The following is an 18,608-nucleotide window of genomic DNA, read 5'->3' on the forward strand; positions in this document are numbered from 1 at the left end:
GCATCTGATTTGCGTTTTAAACGCAAATCAGTACCCGTCTCCGATTGCAAATCGGGACGAGCACAGTACCTGGAGAAGTACCTGGGGTAGTTTGGGAAATGGCGACGCCCGGCGTGGCGGTAAGAATTTAGTAGATAATAAAATTCGCATTACCACTAAAAAAGAATGAATCATGAGAGCCATAGAAGCTACCGGAGAAATCGATAAAAAAGGGGTCTTACGATTAGACGGCCCTTTGTCGTTAAGAGAAAAGAAGGTAAAAGTAATTATTCTCATGTCGGAAGAAGACGAGGAAATAGAGGAAAAACGCTGGTTATCAGCTATGACAAGCAACCCAGCTTTCGACTTTTTGCATCAAGAACAAGAAAACCAATATTCTCTTCAAGATGGTGAGCCATTCCATGATTAAAGGGAAAATTGTGCTTGTTCCTTTTCCGTTTGATGATTTTAGCGGAACCAAAGTCAGGCCAGCAGTTTGTCTAACGGACAAGATTTGGTTACTATCATCATGTCGTTATAGCTTTCATCAGCAGCCAAGTGCCTGCAACTTTTGAAATGTCAGATTTGCTGATTGAAAGAAAAGATATTGATTTTAATGTAACGGGACTTCGTGTAGATTCAGTTATAAAATTACACAGGCTGGTAACTATACCCGTAAATCTTATAAGAAGACAACTGGGCAGTATTTCCCCAAAACAGCAATCTGAGATAGATAAAAAGCTTAAGATATTATTTGGTTTGTAGTAAGAATAATTATTAGAAGCTGATTTTTACTTACTAGTATAATCATTACCCGAGCTAACCCCGATATGTAATCGGGCGTTGTATCTAACTTGCGTTTTAAACGCAAATCAGAACCCGTCTCCGATTGCAAATCGGGACGAGCACAGAGTTGCAAATCGGGACGAGCACAGATCTCCGATTGCAATCGGGAGGCGCTCCGCCGGGACGAGCGACGTACCACAGTAACAAAGGAAGTTATAGAATACTTCAAAAGAGACGAAAGAAATAAATCCCTGTGTATTAGCGTAATGCTTTTCAGAAAACAAAAATCATAACCCAATCAAAGTACCTTTACCCCAAAGTACCCTTCCCAAAAATCATTTTTTTCATTCATGCAATTCACCGACACCGAAACGCAAACCCTGGATATCGACGCCGCCCAGCTGTGCCAGCAGTACGGCTCGCCGCTGTACGTGTACCAGGGGAGTATCATTCGCCGCAAAGTACAGGCCCTGCAAGAGGCCTTTTCCGGGGTAACGATGAAGATCAAGTACGCCTGCAAGGCCAATACCAACCTGGCCGTCCTGCGCCTGATGCGCGAACTGGGCGTGGAGCTCGACGTGGTGTCGCCGGGGGAATTTGAGATGGGAAAATACGCGGGCTACGCGCCCGAGCAAATGACCTTTACGCCCAGCGGGGTACCTTACGAGGAGGTACGCACCGCCGTGGACGAAGGAGCGACCGTCAACGTCGATAGCATTTCGCTGCTCGAATGGTTCGGTCAAACCTACGGCAGCAGCAAGCCCTGCCTCATCCGGCTCAAACCCAACGTGACCGCGGGCGGCCACGATAAAATCATGACGGCCCATCCCGACTCCAAGTTTGGGATCTCGGTGACCCTGCTGGACGACATTCTTGCCTTCGTGAACAAGTACTCGATCAACGTCATTGGGCTGCACCAGCACACCGGCTCCGACATCAAGGAGGCCGAGCCGTTTCTGAAAGCGGCCCGTGTACTCTTTGAGGCGGCCATGCACTTCCCCAACCTTCAGATCATCGACCTGGGCGGGGGCTTCAAGGTAGGTTATAAGCCCGACGACGCCGTGACCGATATGCAGCACCTGGGCGCGGAGATTACCGAGGGCTTCCGGGCGTTTTGCGCGCGCTACGGCCGCGAGCTGCAGCTGTGGTTTGAGCCGGGCAAGTACCTGGTGAGCGAGTGCGGGTACCTGCTCACGACGGCCACGGTGGTGAAGGAAGACCCGGCCCGGACGTTTGTACACGTCGATTCTGGCCTGAATCACTTGATCCGGCCCATGATGTACGGCTCGTACCACCACATCCTGAACACAACCAATCCCGACGGCCCGCTCAAAACCTACAACGTGGTGGGGTACATTTGCGAAACCGACACCTTCGCCACCGACCGCGAACTACCCGAAGTACGCCCCGGCGACGTGCTGGCGTTCCTGAACGCCGGTGCCTACGGCTTCACGATGAGCTCCAACTACAACGCCCGCTACCGCCCCGCCGAGGTACTGGTGGACCAAGGCGAAGCCCGGCTGGTGCGCCGCCGCGAAACGCTCGACGACCTGCTGCGTACGCAGATAGATTTATAATTTGTTTTGTGTAGTAAATCCAAATAAGCGGGGGTACTTTGATTGCTCAAGGTACCCCCGCTTATTATTTTCAATTATAAAGTACCTTTTAGGCAGGTACTTTTCCTTCCTTTTCCCGCTCCCAGAAACGGTGCTGCGCCATGGCCTTGATGAAGGACTCCGGATTTTGCTCCAAAAGCAGGCCCGCATCCACGGGGGTACTTTCCCCGCTGACTTTTTTGGTGAAGTAAGTGGCCAGCAATAGTTTTTTTCCTTCCTCACTGGCCGCAATGGGCTTGCAGTGCAGGTAGGCTTCGTTCAGGAAATGAATGGCCTTAGGTACCCCCAGCAGGGTATCGACGCTCTGGGTACCTCCTGGCACGTACACGGCATCAAACACCACCGAAGTACCCGTCAGGAAGCTTTTCTCCACTTTGAACTCCGTGCCGCCGCTTGCCTTGATGGTACCCAGGTGCGGTGCTACGATTTTGGTCATGGCTCCTTCGGCTTCCAGGGCTTTCTGCATCTGCGTGAGCTCGTCTTCGTTGACGCCGTCGGCCGCCAGAATCGCCACCATTCGGGTTTTGATGCTGTCCTTGGCCGTATTGGCCATGCTCAGTGCTTCCGACTTCTCGATCATCGGTTTGCGGCGGCGCGGCTGGTAGCTTTCCGGATCGGCGTCGGCGGGGATGCTCTGGTTCAGCGGCTCTTTGGGCTGCGCAGGTACCTTGAGGCCCAGGCCTTCGGCTACCTGCTGCGCCAGCGACTCGTCGACCTCCTTGAGGTGGCTCAGCATCCGCTCCCGGATCGCCTCGATCTCCACCATACCCAGCTCAAAGCGAAGCGCCTCCATGATGTGGGTTTTCTCTGCCTCCGACTGGCTATTATAAAACAGCGTAGCCTGGCTGTAAAAATCCATGAAGCTCTCGCTCCGGGCCCGTACCTTGGGCGCGTCGATGCGCTCGGCGTAGCTCGCAAAGCCGCCCTCGCTCATTTTGGCCTGAAACGGGCAGCCGCCCCGCATGCTGTTGGGCTCGTAGCTGGTACGGCCCTTGTTGATGGTCTGGCGCATGTGGCCGTCGCGCTGGTTGTTATGTACGGGCGCTACGGGCCGGTTGATGGGGATTTCGTGGAAATTTGGTCCGCCTAGTCGCTTCAGCTGGGTATCGGTGTAGGAAAAGAGTCGCCCTTGCAGCAACGGATCGTTGGTGAAGTCGATGCCCGGCACTACGTGGCCCGGATGGAACGCTACCTGCTCGGTTTCGGCAAAGAAGTTGTCCGGATTGCGGTTCAGAACCATTTTCCCGATGCGCTTCACGGGTACCAGTTCCTCGGGAATAATTTTGGTAGGATCGAGCAAATCGAAGTCAAACTTGTGCTCGTCTTCCTCCTCCACGATCTGCACGCCCAGCTCCCACTCGGGGTAGCTACCCGCCTCGATGGCCTCCCAGAGGTCGCGCCGGTGGAAGTCGGGGTCTTTGCCCGAAATCTTCTGGGCTTCGTCCCAGGCCACGGCGTGTACGCCCAGCAGCGGCTTCCAGTGAAACTTCACAAAGCGCGCCTTGCCCTCGGCATTGACAAACCGGAACGTATGTACCCCGAAGCCCTCCATCATGCGGTAGCTGCGCGGAATCGCGCGGTCCGACATGGCCCACATGATCATGTGCATCGACTCCGGCATGAGCGAAATAAAATCCCAGAAGGTATCGTGCGCCGCACTAGCCTGCGGAATTTCGTGGTGCGGCTCGGGCTTGACGGCATGGACCAGGTCCGGGAATTTGATCGAATCCTGAATGAAGAAAACGGGTATGTTATTGCCCACCAAATCGTAGTTGCCTTCTTCGGTATAAAATTTTACCGCGAAGCCCCGCGCATCACGAGCCAGGTCGGTAGAGCCCCGAAAACCCACCACCGTCGAGAATCGCACAAACACGGGCGTCTGCACCGAAGGATCTTGCAGAAAGCCTGCCTTGGTATACTCGGCCATTGACTCATACACCTGAAAGTACCCGTGCGCACCCGCGCCTCGGGCGTGTACGATGCGCTCCGGAATACGCTCGTGGTCAAAATGGGTTATTTTTTCGCGAAAGATAAAGTCCTCCATCAGCGTAGGACCGCGATCACCGGCTTTTAGCGAGTTCTGGTTGTCGTTGATCCGGACACCCTGGTTGGTCGTCAGAAATTGCTCGTCGCTATTTTCGGTGTGCGGAGCCAGGTTTTCGGTTTTCTTGTTTTCGTTTGCCGGCTTGTCATTAGGTTTTTGGGCCATACTGGGTTTTCAGTTTGATATGAAGAATAAAACTTTTTGTGGGTAAAGCATGAGAATCCGTGCCCGCAAGTAGCCCTATCCTATCCAAAAAGCATTCCACGTATTAGGTACCTTGCGCAGGTACCCCTTATCTTTACCATTCAAAAAAATCTTTTTTTATTTTTATCGAAACGCCGCTCTCCCTCCTCTACCAATCAGAAACGCTCGTGGCCATCAATAAACCCCACGGCCTGCTGGTACACCGCTCACCTATTGCCCAAGAAGCCACCGAGTTTGCTGTGCAGCTCCTGCGCAACCAGCTCGGCCAGCGCGTGTACCCCGTTCACCGCCTCGACCGCAAAACGGGCGGCGTGCTGCTCTTTGCCCTCAATGAAAGTACCAACTCGGCTCTGCAGGTACTTTTCGCCACGGGGCAGGTACATAAAAAGTACCTGGCTGTCGTACGCGGCTATATGCCGGATACGTTTGAGATCGACTACCCGCTGCGGCGGGAGGATGGTACTTTGCAAGAATCCTTCACCGCCGGAAAAACGCTGGCCCGAACCGAAGTACCCATGGCCTCGGGCCAGCACGCTACCTCGCGCTACTCGCTGGTGGAGCTTTGCCCCACCACGGGCCGGATGCACCAGCTCCGCAAGCACCTGGCGCACGTGTTTCATCCCATCATCGGCGACCGACCGCACGGCTGCAACAAACAAAACAAATTTTTCAAGGAATACTTCGGCATGACTACCATGCTGCTCCATGCCCGGGAGCTACGCTTCGTACCGCCCGGCAGCCAGCAGGAGGTACTGATCGACGCGCCGGTGCAGGCGGAGTTCCGTCGGATGCAGGAGGTACTTGAGCTCAATTAGTAAATAAAAAAAGTACCCCGGCTACAACGAACCGGGGTACTTCGGGAAGGTACTTTTCAGGAAGCCGGGGGTACTTTCCCGGCTATTTTTTTAATGTTAAAACAATTACTCACCCTGCACCACGCCCGTCGGTACTTCGGTGGCGTAAAACTGATTGAACAACAGCTTAAAAGTACCATGCGCCTGGGCGCGGAAGGTAATTTCGGGTCCGAAAGCGTAGAGGGTACCTTTGCCTACTTTGGCCGAAAAAGCCGCCACGCCGTTTTGCAGGTAGGCCTGTCCCCAGGCCCAGCCGCTTCGGAGGGGCTTGTCGGTCGGGAACCACATTAGGGGTTTCAAAGTACCCCTAGCGATGGCGTCAGGAGCCAGGTTAAAGACCGGACTGGCGTCAAAGTACACGTCGCAGGCGGCGGGCATACCCCAGGCGGCCTGCTGCGTGGAGTCCAGGCTCACCCGTAAGATACTCCCCGGTATGTAGTACTTTTCGCCCGGCAGGCGCTTCTCCTGCCCGTCGCTGCTGATTTCGACCAGCGCATTTTTAACGGGTAGTTTGAGGTGGTAGGCCAGGTTGGTACTGCTGCCGATGGTCACGATGTTGCCTCCCGCTTCCAGGAATTTCTGGAGCTGCGGAATGGTCTTGTCGGCGGTGATGCGGCCCAGCCAGGTACGGTACTCGGCGGGTACTTCCTCGGGCTTGGGGTCTCGCCGCGAATAGCTGCTGCTCCCGCTCTCTGGCGTAGCCAGGGGCGGAATGGCCCCACCCACGAACACCACTAGGTCGTACTTGCTACGGAGGTCCTCCTTTTCAAGATCGGGTGCGTAAAGTACCTCGACCGGAAAATGAAACTGCTCGGTGAGCCAGCGTACCCAGCCCGAGGGCATGGAGCCACCGTAGGTGTCCCAAAGTGCCACGCGCTGGGGCGTCACCTTGGCCAGAGCGGCTGGTCGCTGGGCCACCGCCCGTACCGCTACGCCCTGCTCGCGGGCCAACCGCTCCAGTACCGCTTTGGCCTGATCATTCGCCGCCACAAAAAACGACCCTACGGCCTCGGTGGCCGTACCTTCCGTGAGCCGAAGTACCTCCACGCCCGCTTTGAGTAAATCATTGACAGCCAGAAACGACTGGTTGGCCTGGCTGCTCAGCAAGTACCCCCCGGCGGCCGTAGCAGTGCCAAGCTGCCCCTTAGGTACCTGCAACTCGCCGTAGGGTACTTTGCGGAAGGGGCCGTCGAAGTCGTCCAGCTGGCGATCAAACTGCACGCCCATCTGGTAGGCGAGCGTCCAGCCCGCGGCGTCGTAGGGGCGCACGGGTGGTCCACCGGGGTACTGAAAGTCGTTGGGGTGGTCCTGCGGCTCGAACATGTCCAGCACGTGCGGACGAAACGCCTGGGCCGTTTTGACAACATACGAGCCCGCCGGGTAGGCTTTTCCGGCCACGTTGAAACTGGCCGTAGCTTGCTGGACCTGCACGCCCGATTTGAGCAGTGCGTTAATGAACGCCACCGCCGTGGGGAAGTCCGGCTGACTGGCCGGGAGAATATAGGCCCGCGGGTCGCGCAGGCTGCGGTTGGTCATCACGGTATCGTAATACTTGGTTGCCAAAGTACCTGTTGTTGAGCCGGTACCGGTAGGGGTACTTTTCTGGCTGTCGTTCCGCTGGGCCTGGGTTATTTCTTCAATCCGTTTGGGGTACAACGTCCAGTGGTCCTGCTTGCCGCGGTCAATGGCGTTTTTTCCCATTCGATAAATATTAAACAACAGGCCGTCGCGGTAGCGGGCGGCGTAGTCGAGCACGGCGTAGTTGAGCGACACGGAGTAGTCGATCGACTGCCGGAAGTGCCAGTCCTGCGGTTTGATCGGGTTGGGCGTGGCACCGTTGGGGATGAGCCGTTGCGGCACCAGGGGTACTTTGGCGGGCGTAGGGCTACCGATGATTTCCGTCAGAATCCCGATTATGTTATGAAAGTAGGGTGCCGTGCGCAGGCCCCCGTTCCACCAGGTAGAATACACCGAGCCCGCGCGCTGGGTATAGCCGGGCTTGCCTTCCACGTTGAGGCGGTTGTTCATGGCTGCACCCAGGGCGTCGATGCTTGTGATGAGCAGCGGATCGTACACGTGGTTGAACGGGTCGCGGTAGGGCGGCCCGGCTACCACCGAGCCCGCAGGCCCCGCCTGGTGGTGGTTATAAACAATCTGCGGGATCCAGTCCACGTACAGCTGCCGCCCGATGTTCCAGGATTCCTTCATGTTCATCATAAAAAAATCGCGGTTGTTGTCGTGGCCAATGTACTTCTGGTACAGCCGGGGCAGGTGGTCCAGGCTACGTTTTTCGGGATTGGCCTCCCGCATGTACCAGTTGCTGACCAGCTCCTGGCCGTCGGGATTGGCGTGGGCCAGCAGGATGATCACCTCGTCCAGAATGCGGAGCGTTTCGGCGTCTTTCCGGCTCACCAGCTGCCAGGCCGTTTCGATGAGTTGGTGGGTACCTACCGTTTCGGTGGCGTGCAGTCCGCCGTCGATCCAGACCACGGCTTTGCCCTGCGCGGCCAGCTGCCGGGCCTGTTCGTCGGTGAGGCCTTCGGCTCGGGCCATTTTTTGGGAGATACTCCGGTACTTTTCCAGGTTTTTCAGGTTGGCGGGCGACGACACCACCAGCATGTACTGGTGCCGCCCTTCTTCCGTTAGGCCCATGTCCACGAGCTTTACCCGGTCCGACGCCGCCAGTTTTTTAAAGTAGGCTTCGGTTTGGGTGTAGGTAGCCAGCTGGTAGTCGTCGCCGATGGCAAAGCCAAAGTGTTCTTTCGGAGAAGGTACCTTCTGGGCCTGCAAAGTACCCACCGTCAGGCAGGCGAGCAGGAGCAGGCTGGTAAAAAATCGGGTAAGGGTAGATTGCATAAAAGAATTAAAAAAAGAAAATTAGTAAAGTACCCAGGTGTCCTTGCCGCCGCCGCCCTGCGAGGAATTCACCACCAGCGAGCCCTTACGCAAAGCCACGCGGGTGAGCCCGCCGGGAATGACGTGGATGTCGTCGCCGTAGAGAATGTACGGGCGCAGGTCCACGTGCCGGCCCTCGGCGTGGCCATCCACCATGCAAGGTACCCTTGAGAGCGATATGGTAGGCTGGGCAATGTAGTTGCGGGGGTTGTCTTTGATTTTTTTCCGGAAAGCCGCGTGTTCCTTTTTGGTAGCCTTGGGACCGATGAGCATCCCGTAGCCACCGGCTTCGTTGGCTTCCTTCACCACCAGCTGCTCAATGTTTTCCAGCACGTATTGCCGATCCTCTTCTTCCCGGCAAATGAAGGTTTGGACGTTCGGAATGATGGCCTCCTCCTGGAGGTAGTACTTGATGATGCGCGGTACGTAGGCATAGATCACCTTGTCGTCGGCCACGCCCGTACCGGGGGCATTGGCCAGGGCTACGCGGCCTTTTTTATACACCTCAAAAATACCCGGAATCCCGATCAGGGAATCGAGGTTGAACGCCTGTGGGTCCAGGAACGTATCGTCAATGCGGCGGTAGATCACGTCCACGATCTGGAAACCATTGGTGGTGCGCATCTTGACGTAGCCGTCCGACACCACCAGGTCGCGGGCGTCTACCAGCTCCACACCCATTTGCTGCGCCAGGTACGAGTGCTCGAAGTAGGCCGAGTTGTAGATACCCGGCGTGAGCACCGCCACGGTGGGGTTGGGGCGATCGGCCAGGAACCGGAGCATGTCCAGGAGGCGGTTGGGGTAATCCGACACGGGCCGCACGCCGGTACGGGCCATCACTTCGGGGAATATCTGCTTGGAGAGCTCCCGGTTTTCGAGCATGTACGACACGCCCGACGGACAGCGGAGGTTGTCTTCCAGCACCATGAAAGCCCCGTCGTCACCCCGGATGAGGTCGGTACCCGTAATGTGGCACCACACGCCTTTGGGAGGTTTGAGGCCCATGCAGGCCGGCAGAAAACACTTGCTGGATTCAATGAGGTCGCGCGGTACCACGCCGTCGTTCAGGATGTGCTGCTCGTTATATACGTCGTGAATAAACATATTGAGCGCCCGAATGCGCTGCTTCAACCCCCGCTCGAGCTGATTCCACTCCGAGCTGGGAACGATACGCGGAATAATGTCCAGCGGCATGATGCGCTCACTCCCTTCTCCTTCGGAGTACACGTTGAAAGTAATGCCCATCGACAGCAAGGCTCGCTCGGCACTGAGCTGGCGGTTGGTCAGTTCGTCACTCGTTAATTGTTCACATTTTTTTTTCAGGTGTTCGTAGCCCGTTCGTATTTGACCTTCGGTCGTAAACATTTCGTCATAGAAAGCATCATTGGTGTATCCGTTAAACGAAAATTTCATAGTTTGCAAAATCTGATTAGGTAGTAGCGACTATTTTCCCCAACAATTTATGGCATGACTCCATCATTACCAAATTTTACGTAAGCTCGCCTCGTTTGATTTATGTTTTACATACGTTAAATGATAAATTCAACTATTAACTTTCCTGGTTGTTGAGTCAATGGGCTAGGTCTTGTGTTGAAATTCATTTTCTTTGTACTCTTTTTATTGTACCTAGCCCCTGCCACTGATCGCCCCAAGTTCGTTACTATGCACAATTCCCGGTTACTATTCTTTCTATTTTGGTTAAGCGGCCTGGCCACAAGCCAGGCTCAGCACCTACCCGGCGCGGCAATGGGCAACTACGCGGGTACCCAGGCACTCTACCACAACCCCGCCTTCGTGGCCGACTCGCGCTACAGTGTATTTGTAAATCTGGCCGCTACGCAGCTCTACGAGGCCAGCAACTACGCCAAGTACGACGCCCCTTACTCCCTGCTGAGCATCGTCACCAATACCGTCCCGGCCGAATACCGCAGCGAGCGGGGGGGCATTCTTTTTCCGCGCACCTACGTGGGCGAAAAACTAACGGGGGGCATCAAGCACCTAAACCTGGGCGGAGACACCCGGCTTCCTTCGCTGATGGTCAGCTTGCTAGATGGCAAGGTGGGAGTGGCCGTGACGAGCCGGGCGCGGTACATGCTCAACATTGCCCAGGTAACCGAGCCCATCGCCCAGCTGGCCCGCGGAGGGGCCCGCGAGCCAGCCATCCAAAACCAGCTCTTCGAAAACCAGGCGGGCAACCTGCACCTAAATGGCCTGGGCGAAGTGGCCTTCACGCTGGGAGGCGTGGTGGTGGATCGCGAGACGGAGTTTTTCAAGGCGGGGTTAACCGTAAAACGTGTACTGGGGCTGTACAACGCTCACGCCGTACTGGAAAACACCAGCTACGAAATCCGGCCCGATCCGGCCTGGAACAACATGCGGCAGCTCGTACGCTCACCCCAGATCACGGCCGACTACGGCTACACCGCTGACGGTGCTTTTGAAAACTTTCAGCTTTCGCCCGCCTGGCTGCTGGGCAACGCCCCCGCCGGGAGTGGCTGGGGCTTTGACCTCGGCATGGTGTACGAGTACCGCCCCGAAATTCGTAAGTACTCCCACAACGAGCGCGGGGGCAGGAAATACGATCATAGCAAAAACAAGTACCTCTACCGCATCGCGCTGTCGGTCACGGGCATTGGGCGGGTTCATTTCAAAAATCCCAACTACGTCACGAACTACTCCGTGAACGCTACCAACCGTAACTTCACCTACGATATATTCCAGCGCTTAAACGGTAGCTCCGGATTTTACAACGCCATCGATCAGTCGATGGGCGTCTCGGCCGCCGACCGCCAAACGTCATTTCGCTCAGTACTGCCGATGGCTTTCCAGGCCAGCGTAGACTACCAGCTCCAACCCAATATCTACCTAAGCACCTTGTGGGTGCAGAGCCTGCGCAGCGCCGGGGCTTTCGGGATGCGCGCGGAGTCGGTACTGGCCGTGACACCGCGCTACGAGCACAAGTGGTACGAGCTCTCAGTACCGCTGTCGCTCATGAACCGGTACCGCTCCCCGTCCATTGGCCTGGCGGGGCGGGCAGGGCCGCTGTGGCTGGGCACCGATCATCTGTTTGGGCTACTAAACATTGGCAAGCCTCAGGCTTTCAATCTCTACGTAGGAATTTCCGCCGGACTGTACCGCCGCCCGCCGCAGTCGGCCACGCGCTGCTGGCCCCGCGAAAACTCCTGGCTGAGGCGGCTGTTTCAGCGTAAAAATTAGCCGGGTATTAGCCAGCTCAAACGGCCTTTTGCCAGAAAGGTACCTTAGCTCACCGTCCAAAACCATTTTTGGCTTTTCATCGTTTATATAGAACAAGAAATAGTATTTCCCACGGCCAGGCACCCCCGTTCGAATCGTTCGGGGGTGTATTGGTTGAACCCTACCAAGACAACCTAAAAACCAAGGTATTCATGAGAAAAATGCGATTAGTCGTCCTGCTGTGTGCGCTGTTCGGATTAGTGACTTCCTCCTGCTCCCAGGCCCAGAAAAAAGTCGCCAAAACCAACGAAACCTCCGTGCCCCGGCAGGTGCAAAAAACCGAAGCCGAGTGGAAAGCGGAGCTCAGCCAGCAGCAGTACTACGTGCTCCGCGAGAAAGGCACCGAGCGCCCCTACTCCAGCCCTTTCAACAAAAACAAGGACAAAGGTACCTACCTCTGCGCCGCCTGCCGAACGCCGCTGTTCAGCTCAGAAACCAAGTTTGAATCCGGCACGGGCTGGCCCAGCTTCTACAAGCCCCTCAGCGAAAAGAACGTAGAAGTAGCCCTCGACAACAGTGCGGGCATGGTGCGCGACGAGGTACTTTGCCGCACTTGCGGCGGGCATTTAGGCCACGTATTCGACGATGGCCCCAAGCCAACCGGGCTCCGCTACTGCCTCAACGGCGTGGCGCTCCGGTTTGAGAAAAAAGAATAATGTAAAAGGTTACAAAGCCGAACGTACCAGGATTCGTTCGGCTTTCGTTATATTTGACGCCCAAGAACCTAATCCGCTTGATGGAAGCTATACGAGCTTTTTTTGCCAGAATAAGTGCCGCAATTCAACGTTTTGTAAATCAGATCAAACGCCTGCTGGGTACTTGGCTGTACCGCTTGGTAGCCCTGGCAGCCGGCCAAGAACGCGCCGATAGCTGGGCTAACTGGCTGACGGCCAAGAGGCAGCAAAGTCGCCATTTCTGGCATAGCCTGGTTGATTCTTCCTCGGCCTATTACCGGCCGGTCATGACGGCCTGGAAGGTATTTTTCTTCGGAATCCTGTTCGTTGTCTTTTATATTTTCTGCGTCGAGACCAACTTCCTCTACCTCATGGGTAGTATGCCCAGCGTCGAGGATTTGCAGAATCCGCAGGTGGCGCAGTCGTCCGAAATATATACCTCGGACGGCGTCATGATCGGGAAATTTTACACCGAGAATCGTACGCCGGTCCCTTATGACCGCATTTCACCCAACCTTGTCAAAGCGCTCATTGCTACGGAAGATATTCGTTTCTACCAGCACTCGGGCATCGACTACAAAGCGTTAGCCGCCGTGGCGGCGGGCATCGTGACGGGCGGCACCGACCGCGGAGGCGGAAGTACCGTGACGCAGCAGCTGGCCAAAAAACTCTTCAAAACCCGGCGCCGCGATAGCCGCGGGCTTTTGGGCAAAGTACCCCTTTTAGGTACCGTCGTTTATAAAACCAAGGAGTGGCTGACGGCCATCAAGCTCGAGCGCAACTTTACCAAAGAGGAAATCCTGACGATGTACTTCAACACCGTCGATTTCGGGAACAATACCTTTGGCATCAATACGGCGGCTAAAACGTACTTCAGCAAAGATCCTGACAGCCTCACCATCCAGGAATCGGCGGTGCTGGTAGGCCTGCAAAAAGCCACCACTACCTATAACCCCATCCGTAACCCCAAGCGCTCCAAAGAACGCCGCGACGTGGTGATCGGGCAGATGGCTAAGTACGGCTACCTCAGCAAACAACAGGCCGACTCGATCAGCGCGCTACCCATTGAGCTCAAAACTAATTTTACGGCCCCCTACGACGGTAGCGCCAACTACTTTAAGAACGCCGTGGTGCGCTTTGTGGAAAAGTGGGGCGAAGAAAACGGCTACGACCTCTACACCGATGGCCTGAAAATATACACGACCATCGACTCGCGCATGCAGGCCCACGCCGAAGACGCCGTAACCGAAAAAATGCGGGCGCTGCAACGGGAATTTGAGAACCACTGGGGTAGTAAAAATCCGTGGGTTGATGAGCGCGGCCAGGAGATTACCACTTTCCTCCAGGATGTGGTGAAGCGCACCCGTCGCTACCAAACGCTGGCCGCCAAGTACCCCAACGCACCCGACTCCATCAACTTCTACCTCAACCGCAAGGATACCATGACGGTATTCGACTGGAAAACCAGCGGCAAAATGACGGTCTACTGGAGCCCGATGGACTCGCTCAACTACTACAAGCGGATTCTGCGGGCGGGCATGATGTCCATGGACCCCTACACGGGCCACATCAAGTCCTGGGTGGGTGACCTGGACTACGAATTTTTTAAGTACGACCACGTGAAGCAGGGGCGTCGCCAGCCGGGCTCTACGTTTAAGCCCTTTGTGTACGCCACGGCCATCGACGACTCCCTCCACAACATGTCGCCCTGTGACCAGATCCAGGACCGTCCCTTTGAAAAAAGGTACGAAGAAAACGGCGAAGAAAAAGTATGGCGACCGCGCAACTCCATGGGTACTTTCTCGTACGTGAACATGTCGCTGCGGTACGCGCTGGCGCAGTCCATCAACTCCGTCACGGCTGAGCTCACCGACCAGGTGGGGCCAGCCAACGTGGTGAAGTACGCCAAGCGGATCGGGATCAACACGCCCCTGAAGCCGGTGCCGTCCATTGGGCTGGGGCCTTTTGACGTAACGCTCTACGACATGGTAGCCAGCTACGGTACTTTCGTCAACGGAGGTACTTATACGGAGCCCATCCTGGTCACCAAGATCGAAGACCGCAACGGCAAGGTACTGGACGAATTCGTGCCCGAAACCCACCAGGCTATTAGCCGGGAGTCGGCCTTCCTGATGGTACAGATGCTCAAGGGCGTGGTAGAGAGCGGCACCGGCAGCCGGATTCGGTGGTTGTTTCCCGAAGTAGCCAAAAACGGCAACGAACTGGGCGGCAAGACTGGCACTACCTCCAACAACTCCGACGGCTGGTTCATGGCCATCAGCCGTGACCTGGTGGTGGGAGCCTGGGTGGGCGGCGACGACCGCAGTATCCACTTCCGGACCACCAACCTGGGTGAAGGTGCCAAAACGGCCCTGCCGCTGGTAGGTAGTTTTCTGGAGAGAGTTTATAAAGACAAAACCATTGGCCTGGAGCGCGGGCCTTTTCCCAAGCCTACGTTCACCGTCAGCAAGTCGTTCAACTGCCCGAATCCCGTCTTCCCGCGCGATACGATTGAAACCTACGACGACAGCCTGGAGGTACCTACCCGGATTCAGTTCGACGTGCAGCCCATCGGCCCACAGGCCCCACCCCCAGCCCCCATTGGGCCACAACCATAGCAAGGGGTACTTTGAGATCACTAGACGTAATTGGCCTTACACACGTGTAAGCCATCAAGTTGAGTGTGGCTTTCAATAGTTTCACCATAAGAAAAACTCGATAGCCTTGATCGCTTTAATAGCCCTCGTATATCTTGTGTTCTTTCTGCTCTGCGCAGGAATCACGTATGCGGCCTATGCCATTCCCCAAAAAATAGGCTATGCTAAACAAGGGGAGGTACTTTCAAAACTAGTTGGGCTTGCCTTTCTTGGCTTGGTAGGAGCCATCGTTTTTGAAGATCAGCTTTTCTCTAAACGGGACGCGCTAAAACTACTCGTGGAACAGAATATTAGCCTGAACGATGATTTTGAATTAATCCACAATAAGTCCATGTCTGCGCCTGGCGATTATTATCACACCTTCATGCTGAGGATTACGCCCCATGACAAAGCGCGGATTATCGATTTGATTACACACGAGAAAGAATTCAAGAAAATCGGCCTCCTCACCGTAGATTTAAGCGAGCAAACGGATCGGTATACCGGAAAAAAGCAGAAGCAACATTACGAAACCGACACTGATTTTGTAACCGAATTATTCGAGCCAAACGGGGAAGGGTATGCCCCAACGTGGAGGATAATCAAGATAAGCAAACGAGAAAACACGCTGGTTTTTCAGGACATTGATCTTTAAAAAGGTACCGACCGCCGCGCGTATAACGAAGTACCTACTACGATTCCGGTGTTCTCAAGCCTTTCATCCTCCCCCTACGATATAATCCGAAGTACCTCTTTGTACTGCATCCGGTGGAGGTTGGCGTAGAAGCCGTTCTTTTCCAGGAGCTCTTCGTGGGTACCTGCTTCCTTAATTTCCCCCCGATCGATCACGATGATCTTGTCGGCCTCCTGGATAGTGGAGAGCCGGTGGGCAATGACGATGGCCGTGCGGCCTTTCATGAGGGTTTCGGTGGCTTTCTGGATCAGGTACTCCGTTTCGCTGTCTACGGAAGAGGTAGCTTCGTCCAACACCAGAATCTTGGGGTCGTGAACCATCGCCCGCACAAACGAGATTAACTGCCGCTGGCCCACCGAGAGCGTCGAGCCGCGCTCCATGACGTTGTAGTGGTAGCCGCCGGGGAGCCGCTCAATGAACTCATGTACCCCCACCAGCTTCGCCGCCTCCACAATGCGCTCGTGGGTAATATCCGTATTGCCCAGTCGGATGTTGTTCTCGATGGTATCCGAAAACAGAAACACATCCTGCAACACCACCCCAATGTGACGACGCAGCGCCAGGAGCTCGTAGTCGCGCACTTCTACGTCGTCCACGTAAATATGTCCTTTGTTAATGTCATAAAAACGACTCAACAGGTTAATCACGGACGATTTCCCCGCTCCCGTAGCGCCCACCAGCGCCACCGTTTCGCCTTCGTTGACGGTGAGATTCAGGTTTTTGAGTACGTACTCTTCGTCGTTGTAGGCAAACCACACGTCCTTGAATTCCACCTTGCCCCGAAAGGTCTCGGGATGGTAAGTACCTTCATCCACCGTGTAGTCGTCGCTGTCGAGCAGCTTCAGGATGCGATCTGTACTCACGATGCCCATCTGAAGCGTATTGAAGCGGTCGGCGAGCTGGCGGATGGGCCGGAAAAACAGGTTGATAAACATCACAAAGGCCGTCACGGTCCCGAAGGTGACGTTTTCGTTCAGGATTTGCTTGGAGCCGTACCACACCACCAGCCCGGTACCTGCCGCCGCAATGACGTCCGCCACGGGGAAGTAGATGGAGTAGTACAAAATGGACCGGATGTTGGCGTCGCGGTGTTCGGTGTTGATCTTTTCAAATTTCTCGTACTCTTTATCCTCACTGCTGAATATTTGTACAATGTGCATGCCCGTGATGTGCTCCTGCACGAAGGAGTTCAGGTTCGACACCGCCGCCCGTACTTCGTTGAAGGCATCCTTGATTTTTTCCTTGAACACGTAGGTACTGAACAGCATCAGCGGGATCATAGACAAGCTGATGAGTGACAGCCGCCAGTCGGTATAAAACATCACGGCGATGATCAGCACCAGCTGCATAATATCGCCCACCATGGCGGCCATGCCTTCACTGAATACGTTGGAGAGCGTCTCGATGTCGGAGATGACGCGCGTCACCAGCCGCCCGATGGGTGTGTTGTCGAAGAATTTCAGCCGCAGGTTGATGATCTTCTCGTAGAGCTGCACCCGGATGTCGCGGATCACGTATTGGCCCAGCCAACCCGACAGGTAGGTGTTGGAAAACTGCACCAGCCCCTGCACGATCAGCACCCCCACCATCACGGCCATCATGAGCGCCAGCTGGCCGTAGTCGCCGCTCGATATGGGTACATCAATGGTATACTTGATCAATAAGGGTGAAAGCGGAGCCAGGATTGCCCCCAGTACAATGACTAAAATAAGGAGGTAAAATTGCTTTTTGTAAGGCCCTACGAAGGTATATAATCTTTTCAGCGTAGGAAGATCAAAGATTTGGCCGCTTTTGGTTTCCTGGTTCACGGGAGATGCTTTTGGCTATGGGAAGGCAAATGAAGTACCTTTACTGCGAGGTACTTTTTTGCCTAACAACGAAACGGACGGGAAAGTTACCCGTGGAGGTACTTTTTGGGAAGGTTTACGCCAGCTTCCCAACGGACCGATCCGGCTGTACGGGTAAAAGCATTCACCGGTGGTCTTTTCTAAAAAATAGTACGATGTCGCAGACGATCCCGACCCATAAGCTCCCGAGCGAAACCAGTCATTTACCGATCCTGAAGATTTTTCGTTTCAAGAATAGCTTCCCGGTGGCTCCGGAAGCCAAGGCATCCGTGTCGCTGCCCATTACGCCTTTGCCCACCGACGCCCCTCACCGGCACAACTACTACGAGATTCTGTTCATTGAAGAAGGCCAGGGCATGCATGAGATCGACTTCCGTTCGCACCCGGTGCAGGCTCCAGCGCTGCACTTCCTCACGCCGGGGCAGGTCCATTTGCTCAACTTCACTACGCCCTGCCAGGGGTTCATCCTGGCTTTTCCCGAAACATTTTGCTCGTTTTTTAGCCCCAACAGTCCGCTGCCGTCGCACTACCCTTTCTTCAACCCGGCGGCACACCAGCCCGTCATCGCCCTCACCAACGAAGGCCAGAGGTACTTTCACAACATCATGGACAACATGGTGACCGACTACCTCGACCGCACCGCCGAAAGTACCCTGGCCAGCAGGTACCTGGAGATCATCCTGGAGAAGTGTCACGTGCTGTCGGCCCAGTCGCCGCGTGAGTCGGCCCAGTCGCCCTTTGCCGTACCCGACCTGGTGGGGCGTTTTCAGGAAATGGTGGAGAAGAATTTCCGCCAGCTGCACGAAGTACAGCAGTACGCCACCGAGCTGCACGTCTCGCCCGACTACCTTAGCAAAACCGTCAAGAAGCACCTGGGGGTGTCGGCGGGGGAGTACATCATGGAGAAGCTCCTGCTCGAAGCCAAGCGCCTGCTGGTGTTTACGCCCATGAGCAGCAAGGAGATTTCCTATCACCTGCACCTGGAAGACCCCTCCTATTTCGGGCGCATCTTCAAGCGCAAAACCGGCCTCACGCCCAACGAGTACCGCGCCTCGGTACGTAAAAGTACCATTCAATAGCACGAATGTACCTTGCTGACTCTATTTTCCACTTCTATCTTTGTA

The 18,608-nt window shown here is 55.3% G+C and carries 13 protein-coding genes; 9 read left to right on the forward strand and 4 right to left on the reverse strand.

The window, feature by feature from the left end; genetic code table 11:
* Nucleotides 1-172 precede the first annotated feature (172 nt).
* From HNQ92_RS19325 to lysA, 3 genes are all read left to right on the forward strand, one after another.
* A complete protein-coding gene (locus HNQ92_RS19325) occupies nucleotides 173-409 on the forward strand; it encodes a hypothetical protein (RefSeq protein WP_184176306.1) in 237 nt (78 codons plus the stop codon).
* 146 nt (nucleotides 410-555) lie between these two features.
* The gene (locus HNQ92_RS29210; protein WP_425504305.1) at nucleotides 556-744 is read left to right on the forward strand and encodes a type II toxin-antitoxin system PemK/MazF family toxin; all 189 of its coding nucleotides are present in this window, start codon (nucleotides 556-558) and stop codon (nucleotides 742-744) included.
* A gap of 371 nt (nucleotides 745-1,115) precedes the next feature.
* Nucleotides 1,116-2,342 carry a diaminopimelate decarboxylase gene (lysA, locus tag HNQ92_RS19335; protein WP_184176308.1) on the forward strand — a complete coding sequence of 409 codons (1,227 nt, stop codon included), beginning with the start codon at nucleotides 1,116-1,118 and terminating at the stop codon, nucleotides 2,340-2,342.
* A gap of 88 nt (nucleotides 2,343-2,430) precedes the next feature.
* On the opposite strand, the gene katE is transcribed toward lysA, so the two are convergent.
* Nucleotides 2,431-4,590, reverse strand: a complete 2,160-nt coding sequence (gene katE, locus HNQ92_RS19340) for a catalase HPII (RefSeq protein WP_184176310.1) — start codon at nucleotides 4,588-4,590, stop codon at nucleotides 2,431-2,433.
* A gap of 206 nt (nucleotides 4,591-4,796) precedes the next feature.
* Between katE and HNQ92_RS19345 the strand changes: the two genes are divergently transcribed.
* The gene (locus HNQ92_RS19345; RefSeq protein ID WP_343063023.1) at nucleotides 4,797-5,444 is read left to right on the forward strand and encodes a pseudouridine synthase; all 648 of its coding nucleotides are present in this window, start codon (nucleotides 4,797-4,799) and stop codon (nucleotides 5,442-5,444) included.
* Between the two features lie 105 nt (nucleotides 5,445-5,549).
* On the opposite strand, the gene HNQ92_RS19350 is transcribed toward HNQ92_RS19345, so the two are convergent.
* Entirely contained in the window at nucleotides 5,550-8,339 is a 2,790-nt protein-coding gene (locus HNQ92_RS19350) for a M14 family metallopeptidase (RefSeq protein ID WP_184176312.1), read from the reverse strand.
* A gap of 21 nt (nucleotides 8,340-8,360) precedes the next feature.
* Nucleotides 8,361-9,791, reverse strand: coding sequence for a circularly permuted type 2 ATP-grasp protein (locus HNQ92_RS19355; RefSeq protein ID WP_184176314.1), 1,431 nt, complete (start codon nucleotides 9,789-9,791; stop codon nucleotides 8,361-8,363).
* A gap of 249 nt (nucleotides 9,792-10,040) precedes the next feature.
* On the opposite strand from HNQ92_RS19355, the gene HNQ92_RS19360 reads away from it, so the two are divergent.
* The 4 genes from HNQ92_RS19360 to HNQ92_RS19375 all read left to right on the forward strand — a co-directional run bounded on the left by HNQ92_RS19360 (nucleotide 10,041) and on the right by HNQ92_RS19375 (nucleotide 15,598).
* Complete coding sequence (locus tag HNQ92_RS19360; RefSeq protein ID WP_184176315.1) at nucleotides 10,041-11,594, forward strand: DUF5723 family protein; 1,554 nt, start codon at nucleotides 10,041-10,043, stop codon at nucleotides 11,592-11,594.
* A gap of 191 nt (nucleotides 11,595-11,785) precedes the next feature.
* The gene (gene msrB, locus HNQ92_RS19365; protein WP_184176317.1) at nucleotides 11,786-12,289 is read left to right on the forward strand and encodes a peptide-methionine (R)-S-oxide reductase MsrB; all 504 of its coding nucleotides are present in this window, start codon (nucleotides 11,786-11,788) and stop codon (nucleotides 12,287-12,289) included.
* Between the two features lie 80 nt (nucleotides 12,290-12,369).
* Nucleotides 12,370-14,925 (forward strand): penicillin-binding protein 1A, encoded by a 2,556-nt coding sequence (locus HNQ92_RS19370; RefSeq protein ID WP_184176319.1) that lies wholly within the window; start codon nucleotides 12,370-12,372, stop codon nucleotides 14,923-14,925.
* Nucleotides 14,926-15,031: 106 nt separating this feature from the next.
* On the forward strand, nucleotides 15,032-15,598 hold the full coding sequence (locus tag HNQ92_RS19375; protein ID WP_184176321.1) for a hypothetical protein: 567 nt from the start codon (nucleotides 15,032-15,034) through the stop codon (nucleotides 15,596-15,598).
* Between the two features lie 74 nt (nucleotides 15,599-15,672).
* Here HNQ92_RS19375 and HNQ92_RS19380 read toward each other — a convergent pair whose 3' ends face one another.
* On the reverse strand, nucleotides 15,673-17,445 hold the full coding sequence (locus HNQ92_RS19380; protein ID WP_184176323.1) for an ABC transporter transmembrane domain-containing protein: 1,773 nt from the start codon (nucleotides 17,443-17,445) through the stop codon (nucleotides 15,673-15,675).
* A 194-nt stretch (nucleotides 17,446-17,639) separates the two neighbouring features.
* Between HNQ92_RS19380 and HNQ92_RS19385 the strand changes: the two genes are divergently transcribed.
* On the forward strand, nucleotides 17,640-18,563 hold the full coding sequence (locus HNQ92_RS19385; RefSeq protein ID WP_184176325.1) for a helix-turn-helix domain-containing protein: 924 nt from the start codon (nucleotides 17,640-17,642) through the stop codon (nucleotides 18,561-18,563).
* Nucleotides 18,564-18,608 lie beyond the last annotated feature (45 nt).

Source organism: Rhabdobacter roseus (assembly GCF_014202275.1).
GTDB classification, from domain to species: Bacteria; Bacteroidota; Bacteroidia; order Cytophagales; family Spirosomataceae; genus Rhabdobacter; species Rhabdobacter roseus.